The sequence below is a fragment of the Ensifer sp. ENS06 genome, from assembly GCF_014852205.1.
In the GTDB taxonomy this organism is placed as follows: Bacteria; Pseudomonadota; Alphaproteobacteria; order Rhizobiales; family Rhizobiaceae; genus Ensifer; species Ensifer adhaerens.
Map to the genome: position 1 here is coordinate 260,638 of NZ_JACVBC010000007.1, position 13,342 is coordinate 273,979.

At 62.1% G+C, this 13,342-nt stretch carries 11 protein-coding genes; 1 reads left to right on the top strand and 10 read right to left on the bottom strand.

Annotated features, from left to right (window positions below):
• Positions 1-15: 15 nt before the first annotated feature.
• From IB279_RS23855 to IB279_RS23880, 6 genes are all read right to left on the bottom strand, one after another.
• Positions 16-282, bottom strand: coding sequence for an acyl carrier protein (locus tag IB279_RS23855; protein ID WP_034799210.1), 267 nt, complete (start codon positions 280-282; stop codon positions 16-18).
• 23 nt (positions 283-305) lie between these two features.
• Positions 306-2,243, bottom strand: a complete 1,938-nt coding sequence (gene asnB, locus IB279_RS23860; RefSeq protein ID WP_089043721.1) for an asparagine synthase (glutamine-hydrolyzing) — start codon at positions 2,241-2,243, stop codon at positions 306-308.
• 146 nt (positions 2,244-2,389) lie between these two features.
• Positions 2,390-2,593: a hypothetical protein gene (locus IB279_RS23865; protein WP_192339864.1), complete on the bottom strand. Its 204-nt coding sequence runs from the start codon at positions 2,591-2,593 to the stop codon at positions 2,390-2,392.
• Between the two features lie 208 nt (positions 2,594-2,801).
• Positions 2,802-3,563 (bottom strand): FkbM family methyltransferase, encoded by a 762-nt coding sequence (locus IB279_RS23870; RefSeq protein ID WP_089043719.1) that lies wholly within the window; start codon positions 3,561-3,563, stop codon positions 2,802-2,804.
• Positions 3,564-3,700: 137 nt separating this feature from the next.
• Complete coding sequence (locus IB279_RS23875) at positions 3,701-4,165, bottom strand: cyclic nucleotide-binding domain-containing protein (protein WP_034799203.1); 465 nt, start codon at positions 4,163-4,165, stop codon at positions 3,701-3,703.
• Positions 4,166-4,256: 91 nt separating this feature from the next.
• Positions 4,257-6,947: an ABC transporter transmembrane domain-containing protein gene (locus tag IB279_RS23880; protein WP_034799202.1), complete on the bottom strand. Its 2,691-nt coding sequence runs from the start codon at positions 6,945-6,947 to the stop codon at positions 4,257-4,259.
• Positions 6,948-7,249: 302 nt separating this feature from the next.
• On the opposite strand from IB279_RS23880, the gene IB279_RS23885 reads away from it, so the two are divergent.
• Entirely contained in the window at positions 7,250-7,924 is a 675-nt protein-coding gene (locus IB279_RS23885) for a class I SAM-dependent methyltransferase (protein ID WP_060601542.1), read from the top strand.
• A 97-nt stretch (positions 7,925-8,021) separates the two neighbouring features.
• On the opposite strand, the gene IB279_RS23890 is transcribed toward IB279_RS23885, so the two are convergent.
• The 4 genes from IB279_RS23890 to IB279_RS23905 all read right to left on the bottom strand — a co-directional run bounded on the left by IB279_RS23890 (position 8,022) and on the right by IB279_RS23905 (position 13,288).
• Entirely contained in the window at positions 8,022-9,188 is a 1,167-nt protein-coding gene (locus IB279_RS23890) for a hypothetical protein (protein WP_192339866.1), read from the bottom strand.
• 497 nt (positions 9,189-9,685) lie between these two features.
• Positions 9,686-10,822 (bottom strand): glycosyltransferase family protein, encoded by a 1,137-nt coding sequence (locus IB279_RS23895; RefSeq protein ID WP_177235716.1) that lies wholly within the window; start codon positions 10,820-10,822, stop codon positions 9,686-9,688.
• Positions 10,822-12,066, bottom strand: coding sequence for a glycosyltransferase family 4 protein (locus IB279_RS23900; protein WP_034799194.1), 1,245 nt, complete (start codon positions 12,064-12,066; stop codon positions 10,822-10,824). The genes IB279_RS23895 and IB279_RS23900 overlap by 1 nt, the downstream gene beginning before the upstream one ends.
• A gap of 4 nt (positions 12,067-12,070) precedes the next feature.
• Entirely contained in the window at positions 12,071-13,288 is a 1,218-nt protein-coding gene (locus tag IB279_RS23905) for a glycosyltransferase family protein (RefSeq protein ID WP_034799192.1), read from the bottom strand.
• Between the last annotated feature and the right edge of the window lie 54 nt (positions 13,289-13,342).

Below are 13,342 nucleotides of genomic sequence, written 5' to 3' on the forward strand. Positions count from 1 at the left end.
GCCCTCGGGTCTTGGTTAGGCCGTGGCCGGCACTCCGGCCTTTGCCTCGATGAAGGCCGAGATGCGCGCGAGCGAATCGAGGTTCGCCGGCACGATGTCTGCGTCGGCCATGGCGATGCCGAACTGGTCTTCGATGAAGGCGACGAGTTCCAGAACGCCGGTCGAGTCGATGATATCGTTCTCGATCAGAGAGGCGCCGTCGGCGAGATCGTACGAGGTATCGCCAAACAGGAAGTTCTCGATGACAAAGGCCCTGACCTTGTCCTTGATGGTTTCCGTCATTTCATTTCCTTTCCCAATGGGTTTCAGGCCGCTTGAGCGGCGCGGATGCTGGTGCCGGTAAAGGTCTGGAGCCAGAGCTGCGTCGACAGGATGCCGACGAAGGCGGCATTGTCCCTAAAGCCGGTGGTCGGTTGCGACTGGCATTTCTCGTAGAGCTTGCTCACGGCCTTGGCATTGAACAGACCGCTGTCGCCGATGCGTGTCTCGCTCATGGCATCGCGAACGTAATCGAGTTCGCCAGGCCCCGTAAACGAGTGGCTGTCGGGCGCGCGATAGGGCTGCTTGGTGCGCTGGCCGATGGTCGGCGGAAGCAGGTCCTTCGTCGCTTCGCGCAGGATGTGTTTTTCCACCAGCCCCTTCAGTTTCATTTCCGGCGGCAGGCGCGTCGCGAACTCGACGAGGCGGTGGTCCAGGAACGGGAAGCGTCCTTCGATCCCGTGCGCCATGGCCATGCGGTCGCCCTGGCTGGAGAGAATGTAGCCGGGCAGAAGGAAACGGCTTTCGAGATACTGCGCCTGGTGCAGCGGATGCCAGCGACCGAAGGCGGCAGGAAGCCGGCTCGCCAGATCCTCGGCCGCGTCGTAGTCCTTCAGCGTGGCGCGCAGGTCGGGAGAAAAGAAGATCTTGGTCGCGGCCGTGCTTTTGAACCGCGGGCGGTGCGAGAACAGCGGGTCGTCGAGCGGCACGTCGCCGGCGCCGAAAAAAGCGGCGAGATATTCCGCCGATTGCTGCTGCAGGCCCGGCAGATAGGGGTAGAGCTTGCGGAACAGGTGCGGCCGGATTCGCGAGCCGGGCTGGCGGCCGCAGAAGCGGCGCACCCGCGCCTCCTTGAAGATATCGTATCCGGCGAAGACCTCGTCGGCGCCCTCGCCCGTCAGCACGACCTTCAATCCCTGCTCGCGCACGAGACCCGAGAGCTGGTAGAGCGGGGCAGGCGCCGTGCGGATAATCGGACGTTCGGCGAAACGGACGACCTGCGGAAAGACCTTCGCGATGTCGCCGGCGCGACAGGCGACCGCGCTATGATGCGTGCCGAGCGCCTTTGCCATTTCCATCTGGAAGGCGCTCTCGTCGTGTTCGACGCTATCAAACGTCACGGAAAACGTGCGCAGACCCTGCGGCGCCATTCCGGCTGCAAGCGCCGAGACGATGGAGCTGTCGAGCCCGCCCGAGAGATAGGATCCGACGGTCACGTCGGCCCGCATGCGGATCCGGGTCGCATCGGTAAGAAGCGCGCGTAGTTCCTCGGCCGCGCTGCGCTCATCGGCAAACAGCGGCGGCGCGTCGTGGTCCGGATAGTCGAGTTGCCAATAGGGGCGGATCGACGTCTTGCCCTTCTCGACGATCATCAGGTGAGCCGGCTCGAGCTCGTGAATGCCACGAAAGCCGGTCCGCGGCGCGATCGGCGCCCAAAGGGTAAAAATCTGGTCGAGCGCAACGGGATCGAGTTCGGCGGAAATGCCGGGGACCTGGAGCAGCGCCTTGATTTCGGAGGCGAAATAGAATGTCCCGGCATGGGTCGTGTAAAACAACGGGCGCACGCCCATGCGGTCGCGCGCCAACACCATGCGCTGACGGCGTCTATCCCAGATCGCGAAGGAGAAATCGCCGTTGAGGACGGACAGGCAGTCCTCGCCCATCACGGCGTAGAGATGCAGGATGACCTCGGTGTCGCTCGCGGTGCGGAACCGCCGCCCCTTGGCGCGCAGTTCCTCGCGCAATTCGACGTAGTTGAAGATCTCGCCGTTGAAGGCGATCGAAAGGTCGCCGGTTTCGTCGGACATCGGCTGCTGGCCGTCGCCGAGACCGACGATCGACAGCCGTACATGGGCGAGCCCGGCCTCCGGTGCGGCAAGAACGCCGTTTTCGTCCGGGCCACGATGCGCGATCGCAGAGGCCATCCTTTTGAGAAGGATTTCCGCATCCGGGGCCGACCCGAAATAGCCACCGTAACCGCACATGCCGAGATACTTTCACACCGTTCGATCACTGCCGGACCATAAACCGCATGACGGAATCATGGGTTAATCTCCGGCATTTTCTAGTTGTATGGTAAATACCGCCGTTCAGGCGCCGCGTTGAGGATAAGCGCCGCTGGCCCTTGCCGTCAGCGCTCCGGAATTCGTCTTTTCGATGCCATCCTGAGCATCAGATACAGAAACAGAATCGGCCAGAAAACGCAGACCAGAAGCCCGGCCACGCGGTACATGTTCCAAGGTGCATGCGCCTGCAATCCTTCAAGGTAGGTCATCCCCCCGAGAAAAAACCCCGTCAGGCCATAGGCGACACCGGCAACGTATAACCAGGACATGCAACCGCCCTCCGCGACGCGCCACAACCAAAACCAGGAAATAGCAGCAGCGAACCTATACCACCGGAAGTAACATTTTGAAACGAAGAGTTAACTTTAAGCGGGGGCATGGTTAACCGAACCGAGGATCGTTTCGGTTCTCGGCGGATGCCCGGACATTACCGTCCTTGTCCTCATGCATGAAAGGACTTGAGCCGCCAAAGGCTCCTTAGCGGCTACCCTCGCGCGCCACGAACAGCAGGTCGAAACCGCGAAACTCCCGGCGCGCGATCGATTTGCGTAGCGCCGTCCAGATTGCCGAGGGATTGTCGAGGCGGAAGCCCTTCAGGCTACGGATCAATCCGATAGTGGCGGTCATGGTGCGAAGGACGCGCGACAGCCTGGAGCCCGTCAGCGACGCAAACAGGATCTGCGGATGAACCGCCAGCAGCACGCCAGCCGTCCGCATCCGATCGATCATGCGGAACTGGTCCAGCGCGCGATACTCGTAACCTTCGATGTCGATCTTGAAACAGAGCCTTTCGGTCCGCGCCATGTCCTGAAGGGCTGCGATCGTCACGGTGCGCGCACGGATCGCCTCGCCGTCGTCGTCGGCGATCAGGGCCGATGTTTCGGAGCTTCCGAAACCGCCACCGACGGAATGCAGCACGAGAACGTCATCCTCCGACAGTGCGGCATTGATGACCCGCACTTCGCCGCAATTCTCCGGCTGCATTTCCTTGAGGATGCCGAAACAGACAGGGTCGGGCTCGACAGTGATAACGTTGTCGGCAATCTGCGCCGCCCAATAGGGCGTCACGCCGATCCAGCCGCCGATGTCGATGAAGGTCGTCTTGGCGTCGACCAGGCGCGCGATGTTCTGGAACGTGCAAGGCTCCCAGTCGCCGTTCTGCAGCCGCGCGAAAAAGCGCTTCTTTTCCGGCTTGTCGGGAAACTGAACGGTCTTGTGGAAATAGGTGATCGAACGCATGGCGTTTCTCTAACCCATATCCGGACGAAGCGGAATGGATTTTGCGAAGGGCTCATATGACCGAGGCGAATGGCTGCCCCGGCACATCGCCGCCTGCATTTTCGGGAAGGTTCGCCCGTACAAGAGAGGTGCCGCCGTCAGGCGTCCACCGGCTCCATCGAGCCGCGGGCCTCGCTGAGCTCCGCCGTCGTTTGCGCGAGGCGGTCGGCGAGAACGCGCATGATTTCCACCGCCATCTCGGGGAAGTCGGCCAGAAGCTTGAGGAAATCGTCCTTGCGGATGCGCAGGGCCTCGAGCGGCGTGCTGGTGCGCACCGTCGCGGTGCGTGGCGTGTTGCAGAGAATGGCGATTTCGCCGACGATCGAATTCTGCTCGACTTCGGCGATCTTGAAAGGCCCACCCGCCGTATTGATGAGCACCTCCGCCTTGCCGGAAAGAATGACATAGGCCGCGTCGCCGATGTCACCCTGATAGAACAGCGCTTCGCCGGCGCTGTACATGACCCTGTCGGACGTGAAGGCCAGAAGTTTCAGCTTTGCCGGCGGCAATCCCGAGAACAGGGTTATTCGGCGCAGCATTTCGACTTCATCTTTGAGCAACATCACAATCCGTGTCTCCGAGTTCCCGTCGGGGGCAACTTGCCTCCCGCATCGCGGCGGGACCATATGCTCGTGCCCTGACATTAATATTACATCAAGATGCCATTTCCTTGTAGTCAGGTCGTTCATCCACATTAGCGTCGTGCAGCAGGCGCCCGTTTTCGAACCGGGCGACGCGATCGAAGAGGTCCGCCAACGCCGGATTGGCGAGAACCCAGATGACCGCAGGATCACGCCCGCCCTGATCGAGCATCGCAAAGACGTTGCGGACGACCTGTTCCTGGACGCGCTGGTCGAGCGCCAGGAGCGGTTGATTGAATATGTAGTAATCGCAATTGCGGATCAGCGCGCGCGCAAGGTCGAGCTTCTGCCGCTGCGCGGCCGTCAGCCGCTTGCCGCCGGCGCCGACATTGAAGTCGAAGCCGAAAGCAAGCACTTCGTTGTAGAGCCCGCCCGCCTCGAAGAGATCCCGGACGATCGCGCGGATTTTCTCCGAGCCGTCGGCGTGTTTGTGACCGATACGTCCAAAGAGCACGTTGTCGATAATGCTGCCGGACGCGATGAATCGGTTCGGGCGGTAGTGCTCGATCATCCCGGCGAGATCCGCCGGCAGGCCTTCGTCGAACTCGCGCCGGGCGGCGACGATCTTCGCCATGACCTCATCGGTCAAAAGACCGAAACGGTGCCGCGGCTCGATGTAATCGAAGCACAGCCTGATCACCTTGATCTGGTCGTCCTCGGAGACCTCGCCCTTGCCCTTCGTGCGTACCTTCTGGAGGATGGCCTCATAGACCGGGATTTCCTCGGCGGTCATGAAGGTCAACTGTTGGAAGAACGGGTGATCCGGCGGCAAGTCGCGGAACAGTTCGACGACGTTCTCGGCGATCTCGATGCCCATCTCATAAAAGGTGTCGCGCAGGCCGACCCGCTGCAGGATCGTCTTGAAGAACGGATGGTTCTCCAGCGCATCTGCCCACATCACCTGATCGGTGATGGTGCCGAAGAGCATGTTTTCGCCGATCGTCGCCTCGACATTGTAGGTCCCGGGCTCGAAGAACACGACGAGGTCGCTGAGCTTTTCCTTTTCGAGACGCTGCCGGAGCGCACTGCGCATCTCGACGATGCCTGCGGCGAACTCCGCATGCTCGTGGGGATCGATGGTCGAGCGCACGGCCAGCGCCATGACGTCGTTGGTCAAAAGCACCGCGTCGAGAACCGGCCGGATCTGCACGAGCAGATCGTCCGGCCCGTTTGCCCCGGCGGATCCATAGTCGATCCAGTCGCTGTTGACGTCGAGATACGGGTTTCCGGCCAGCCGGGCTTCGGTCACCTCCCACTTGCGGTGCGTCGCACGCTCGCCCTCATAGATCTCGTCCGTGAGCGGCGCATGCTTCAGCCCGTAAAGGATGTTGTCACCGAGGCTGCCCTGGAAGACGTAGACGTCGGACGAGGCGTAGGCAATCCGTCGGCCGGTCACCGATTCCGGCAGCTCCAGGATGTCCTGGCCACCGACGAGCACCTTGCCGCTTGCCGGCCAGACGAGCCGGCCGAAGGCCTCGGCGAGCACTTCGCCACCACCCATCAGCGCCACCTTTTCGCCGGGCTGGACCTGCAGCGACACGTGGTCGAGCAGCGTCGAGCCGCCATCGTCGATCACCGTCAGATTGACGGCGGCAAGCGGGCCTGCGAGCGGCACGGCAGCGGTGGTTGCCACCGCCTGGACCTTGGGATCGAGCAGCGTGTCGACGCTGAACTGCTCGACCACCTGCGCATATTTCACCTGGACGTCCTGACGGGCCTGGTCCCAGTCGATCAGTTCCTTCAGCGGACCCGGCAGGTCCTTGTAGGCGCCGATGACGGCAACGAGCTGGCCGATGTCGAGGCGGCCCTGCAGGGCGAAATAGCCGCCGATCGCGTAAAACAGGAAAGGCGTGACCTGCGCGAGGAAGTTGTTGATGAACTTGACGAGGAATTTCCACTGGTAGAGGTCGTAGCGGATCTTGAAGATCCGGCCGAGCCGCGCCGCGATGTCGGCGCGCTCGTAGTTCGACGTATCGTGGCCGCGGATCGCGCCGATACCGTCGACGATTTCGCTGACGCGGCCGGAAAGCTCGCGCGCCGTCAACTGCCGCTCGCGCCCAAGCACAAGCAGCCGCTTGCGCATGCGCGGAATGATGACCGCCTGAACCGCGACGATCAGCGTTGCGATCAGCCCGAGCCAGAAGCTCTGCAGCAGGATGAACACGAGCGCCGTCAAGGCCTGGCCGCCGAGCAAGGCGGGCGAGACGAAGGCATCACCGGTGAAACCACCGAGCGGCTCGACCTCGTCCTTGATCATCGTCGCGATTTCGGCGGGCTTCACCCGCTTGAAATGGCTGGGCGGAAAACGCAGGACCCGGTCGACGAGTTCGAAACGGATGCGGCGCAAGAGCCGCTCGCCGAGCCGGCCCTTGAACGTGTTGATGTAGAATTTGAAGAGGCCGTTGACCACCACCAGCGCCAGGAACACCAGGCTGAGGGCGAGCAGCATGCCTTCGCGGCCGAGCTGGAAGCCGTCAAAGACGTTGAACGTGCCCAAATACGGCAGGTCGAAGGATATCGGCAGGAAGGCCTGAGTGGCCTCCGGACTGTCGAAGCCATCGCCCTGGATCGGCCCGTTGACGATCTGCTTCGGCAGATCGAACGACAGGAAATAAGGGATCATCGACAGCGCGACGACAACCAGGATCCAAAGCTGGTCCTTGCGCGTGTGGGTCCAGATATAGCGGGAAAGGCGTGGTTCCATGTTACTGGCGATAGGACCTTATTGAACACGACTGCTGCTGGCGGGCCGGGTTGCCATATGTCCCCAGCACGCATCACTCTTCGGCGACACCTCCGGACGGGTACCCTAAGGCACGCTCCTGAAGGGACGCCTGCATATTCCGCCCGGCGCCGAATCCGGTTGATCGATTATGCAGGTGCGAGGGAAATCTGCAATGGACGCGGTTTCCAACAGGCGGCCTTGAAGTCAACCGGCAGAGGTCGACGCTCCCGAAAGCACACGCCGTTATTGCACTCGCTCGATGCGCAGCTTACAACGACCGCATGAAACAAACCAGCCATCCCCCCTGCCAAACCAGCGATTGGTACGAGCATGCCTTCGATCTCGCGCGTGGCATCGCCGCCTATACGCGCAGTCCGCTGATCGAAGGGATCGGCCGGGTGATCGCCAAACATCCAGACGCCCACATCGCCAATGCCTTCAACCACAAGCAGGTTGCCTGCAAGGTCTGGGCGCGCGATACGCTCTTTGAGGTGGCCGGCCCCTCCTACGGCAAGATCGCCATCCTCGGCGGCTGGTACGGCATTCTCGGCGCCATGCTGCTGGAAGACCAGCGCTTCGATGTGGCCGCAGTCGACAGCTTCGACATCGATCCGGACGTCGAAGCGGTGGCGCGGACGCTGAACGCGGCCTTTCTGGACAAGTTTCATGCCGTGACGGCGGACATGTATGCGATCGACTACGCCGCGCTCGCGGCAGACGTGGTGATCAATACGAGCTGCGAGCATATCGCAGACCTCAAGGCATGGCTCGATCGCATTCCGGCCGGTACGCGGGTGCTGCTCCAGTCCAACGACTATTTCAGCGAGCCGACGCATATCAACTGCGTGGCCTCTGTCGAAGAATTCGCCAAGCAGGCGGCATTGACGACCGTGGAGTTCGCCGGCGCGCTGCCGACAAAAAAATACACCCGCTTCATGCTGATCGGCACGGTCTGAACCGATCGAGATCGCACTTGTTAGCCGGGACAGCACCCGTGCGCTCCGGCACCGCTGTCTGTCTTCGGCCTCCACGGGTACCGCCGCCCCCCGACGTTCAGTCATGCGTCTCGGCGACCCTTGTTTTCATCTCGTTCCAGAGCGACGACGCGGTTCCCGCGAAGGCCTTGTAGCCTGCCTCAAACGGATGTCCGTCGTTGTCAGGATAAAAGCGCTGCCCGGCCAGGATCGCATCCCGCAAGGCGTCGGTCGTTGCATCCACCGCACTGCGATACGGCAGATCAAGCCGGCTGGCGACCTCCCGAATTTTGTCCTCGAGTGCGATCTGACGCTCGACACTGCGGATGAAGGCGGGATCGGCAACCGCCAGCTGGCCACCGCGCCGAAGGTGTTCGAAAACCACACGCTCCTTGGACGGAATCAGCAACAGTCCTACCCGTCCCCGTCCCTGCGCGGCCCAGTCGGCCGCAAAACGTTCAAAGTCCGCAAACATCGCCGCTGTCTCGGACGAGGCCAAATCGCTCATGCGACCGGCATCATCCACATAGCGCCTCGACACCGGTGGGATCCCGTCCGGGAACCGGTAATATTCGGACGCTTCATCGCTGCCCGTGCCAAAGAAGCGCGCATACAAGCTCGTCACACGGTCCTTTATCGCATATTGATAAGCGCTCAGAAGCGCGACGTTCTCGAACAGCTTCGTCTTGATGCTCGCCGATCGCGCCTTGGTGCATTGCGTATGGCTTCCGGTCGGACTGAAGAGAGCCTGCAGGTGAAGCCGTGCCTGCTCTGCAAGCCAGAAGTCGGAACGCGCGTTCATGATATCGCATGCCGAAAAAACGATCGCGAAGTCGTTGCCTGGGAAAATGGCGACGATCGCGCCTTTGGCTCCATTTGCCAGCGCGTCGTGGACGATCGCGTGGTAGGTGTAGATGCCGTAACTTCCGACACCAAAATTGTAGGTGTGTTCGCCGGTGATGGCCTGGAAGACGGCCGGCCAGGTCTGACCGCTTTCGACGTTGTTGCCATAGGTCATCGAGTCGCCGATTGCGGCGACTTGAAAGCCCTGCCGTGCGCCTGCCGGGTCGCGGAAGCCGTCCTCGTCAACGCCGGAAAGGGTAGGATCGAGACGATAGCCATACTTTTCGTCGATGCTTCGGTGCGACTGCGTTCCGATCGGAAACGGCGTGAACATGCGCAGCATTACCTCCCCGGCCCCCAATGCCAAGGTCACTGAGATCAACAGCGCGATCAGATTTCTCAACTGCCCCTCCTGCCTTACGCGCTCGACGCGCCGAAATCCCCTTGCATTGCTCTCCGGCCGCCGTTCATCGCGGGTGCCCCGCTGCCTCTACGCTCGCCAGCCGGCGCCGCTGCAGCGCACAGGCGATGCCGTGCGCGAGAGGCCGGCGGATGTTGGAGAGGTAGACAAGGCAGGAAAGCCGTACGGGAAACTCTTCGCCAAGAGTATGACCCAGTCCTGGCAAGACCTTGAGTTTAGTGCACACAGGAACCCAGGTTATCGTTCGGTGGAAATGCACTGCGTATATTCAGAATCAGTATTATTGATTTCACTAACATACCATTCCGGAGACAGCCAGCCGGGACACGCAGAACGCGAGGAAAATATCCAGGCTCCGTACATACTGGCAGATAGTCGAATGGTCGCCCGACCATTGGTTTGCCGAGCGACTTTTCTATTTCGGTGGTTCCGCTCAAGGGCGGCCTTCAGCGGAGACCGATGGGCACCACCGACTACGGCTAGCGGACCGTCTGAAGCCCAAGTATCTCCGCCGTTCTAGCGGCGCCGTTCAGGTCGAGTGGTGGGATCTCCGGCCTTGGCCGCGCCAGCATCGTCTCGACGTCGCGGGCCAGCCTCTCCGGTGTCACGTCCGCTTCTGGCAGAACGCCGGCAAGGCCGAGCTTTTCGAGCCTTTCGGCGCGCGTCGACTGCTCGGTCTCGCCGCCGGCGACGAAGGGAATGAGCAGCGACGCACAGCCGGCACGGAAGATATCGCAGACGGTGTTGTAGCCGGCCTGGGAAACCGAGAGCCGCGCACCCGACAGAAGGCTCGCAAAATCCTTGCGGAAGCGGAACAGATGCACGTTTGCGGGCGCTGCGGCGGCAAAGCCATCATAGTCGTCCTGCGGCAGGTTCGGCCCGGTGATCAGGCACCATTTCAGGTCGCCCGCAAGCAGCCCGGCCGCCTGTAGTGCCGCGCCGATCAGCTCCTTGCCGACCGCGCCGCCGCCAGCCGAAACAAGCACGTCGAACCTTTCAGCCGGAGGTTCAGGGGCATGGCCGGCGACAAGACCGGTATAGACGATCTTGTCTTCGATCTCCGCCGTATACGGATAGGTCTCCTCTAGCCGCGCAAAGGCAGGATCGCCATGCACGAGCACGAGGTCGAAATGCGCCCTGACAACGTCGAGGGTTTCTTCGGCGCGCCCGGGCTTCGTCCGCTCCTGCAGGATATCGCGCAGCGATGCGGCAACGAGGGGCCGCGGCTCCTGCTTCTCGATCACCTCCAGCAGCGGCATCAACTCGAAACGCATCTGGCGGCGGCCAAAGGGGAAGGCTTCGAAGATGACGATGTCAGGCTTGCAGGCAAGAAATGCCTCGATCAGCAGGTCGCGGCGCTCTTGCTTGAAAGCCTCGCTGACCGGGTTTCCCTCGCCATCGGCAAGTCCGCTAAACCCCTTGTCGCCAGCCAGCACCGGCGGCAGGGCCACGTGTTTCACATCGTTTGCGGGGAACCCCGGCACCGGGCTGCCGCCCGTCACGACGGTCACGTCATAGCCTTTGGCCGCCAAGGCGCTCGCGATCCGGCTTGCCCGCGCCAGGTGACCGATGCCGAGCAGGTGCTGTACGTAGAAGAAGACGCGACGTGCGGACATCAGGCGGCTCTCCATTCGCTGGCGAACAGGCCGGCGAGTTGTTCGATGCTGGTGTGGTGGTCGAACTGGCCGCGAACCTTCCGCTCGGCCGCATCGCCGAACCTGTGGCGAAGTGCCGGATTGCGGATCAGTTCCTCAAGCGCGGCCGCAAGTGCCTGCGGATCCTCCGACGGAACGACACGGCCGTTTTCGCCGTCCTCGAGGAGTTCCGGAACGCCGGATATCGCCGTCGAGACGCAGGCCAGCCGCTGGCTCGATGCTTCGACAAGCACGTTCGGCAACCCGTCCCGATCGCCGTCCGCGGTGATCCGGCAGGCGAGCGCAAAGATGTCGCTTGCCCGATAGTGCGCAAGCACATCGGTCTGGTCGAGCGCGCCCTTCCAGACAATACGGTCGGAGACGCCGAGCTCCGTGGCGAGCGTCTTCAATTGGCCGGTCAGTTCGCCGGCGCCGATATGCTCGAACCGCCAATGAAGCTCTGCCGGCAGCTTGGCCAGCGCCTTCAGCAACACGTCGTAGCCCTTTTTTCCAACGGCACGGCCGACGCTGACGATGCGGACGGGATCGGCCGGATCGGAACCGGTGCGATTGGAATGCGTGCCGTCGAAATGCGGGAAGCGGTCGAGGTCGAGGCCATGATAGCTCAGATGTACTCTCGATTTGTCGCTGGCAAGGCTGCGGAGATGCTCGTACCCCATGCGTGTGCAGGTCACGGTCCAGCGCGCAAGGCCGAGCTTTTCGGACAGTTCCCAGTCGGGCGAGGTCCAGATGTCCTTTGCATGCGCCGAACAGGTCCAGGGCGTGCCAGCGATCACGCTGGCATAGGCCGTCACCGAAGCAGGGGTATGGATGAAGTGCGCGTGCAGCCAGCGCGGCTGTCCAGGCCATTCGGAGGCGAGCACCAGCGCCTGGCCGAGCCGGCGAAAGCGGTTGCGGCTGAAATCGCGCGGCAGGTCCTTGAGGAACAGACCCAGGACGCGCCAGAATCCGGGTTTCGGCAGACAGCGCACGAGCCCGCGCAGAACCCTTAGCGGCTCCTCATGCAGATATTCCGGCAGATAGTGGACGTCGGCGCGGATTTCGTCATGCACCGGGTGGCGCTTGCCGTCCGTTGGACGCCGAAGCGAGATCAGGACGAGTTCTATCCCGGCGCGCTCGAGGCCAAGCAGTTCCTGGGCGATGAATGTTTCCGAAAGACGCGGGTAGCCCTTCAGCACGACTGCAATCTTGCGGTCTGTCGGCAATGCTTCAGCTCGATTTCTTCACGATGTTCAGGTGGTCGCTCGACGGCCGATCGAGCCATCTGCCGACGATCTCGGAGATGTGCACGAGGCCTTCCAGCCGCAGGCCGTTGGCGCCGCTTTTCGACGGTGGCTCACGATAAGGCAGCGCCCTCAGCGCCGCCGCCAGCCGCAACGGATCCTCCGCCTCGTCCGGCAGGAGCATCTCGATCAGCCCCAGCTCGGCAGCCCGGCGCGCGCGGATCAGTTGCTCCTCGCGCGGCTGGATGCGCGGCACGATCAGCGCCGGCTTGTCGAAGGAGAGGATTTCGCAATAGGTGTTGTAGCCGCCCATGGCGACGACGCCCTTGGCGCCGGCAATGAGCTCTTCCATGCGATTGTCGAACTCGATGATCTTGATATAGGGGATCTTGCTGCCCTTGCGGATCAGCTTTTCCCGCTTCTTGACCGGCATGTAGGGTCCTAGCACGATCAGCGCCTTGTGCGTGAGCTCCGGATCCTGCTGATAGGCATGGATGACGTCGTGGATCAGGTCCGCCCCATCTCCGCCGCCGCCAGTGGTGACGAGGATGTAGTCGCCCTGAGGCTTATGACCCGGCAATTCCTCGCGCGGGACGCTGCGCTGCAGAAAACCGACGAAGTTCATGCGCTCGCGCACCGCGGGCGGCACGTCGAGTTCGGTCAGGGGGTCGTAGAAATCAGGCGGGCCGTAGACCCAAATCGTGTCGTAGTACTGCTCGATCTTGCGCATGGTATCGCGCCGCTTCCACTCTGCCTCGAGCAGGTGCGGCGCATCCATGACCTCACGCAGGCCGAGGACGAGCGTCGTGCCGTGCGCTTTCAGATAGGTCAGCGTTTCCTCGACCTCGCCGCGCAGGCCCATCGGCTCCTTGTCGACGATGAAGATGTCCGGCTTGAAGGTCTCTGCCGTATGGCGAATGATCGCCTGGCGCATCTTCAGCGTTTCATCGAGTTCGATATGGCGGTCGAGCGAGGTGTAGTCGCCATTATGCAGCTTGATCACGCTCGGGATCTTCACGAAATCCACGCGCGCGCGATAGTCGAACGCGCCGGCAATCGTCGCCCCGGAAATGATCAGGATGTTCAAGCCGCGATAGTCTTCCACCAGCGAATGCGCGATCGTGCGGCAGCGCCTGAGGTGTCCGAGCCCGAACGTGTCATGGCTATACATGAGGATCCGGGCATCTTCAAAACGCCGCATCATGCAAGAAACCTTTCACTCAGGGTACGATGAACCGTTTCACGCGGGCCGTATGGC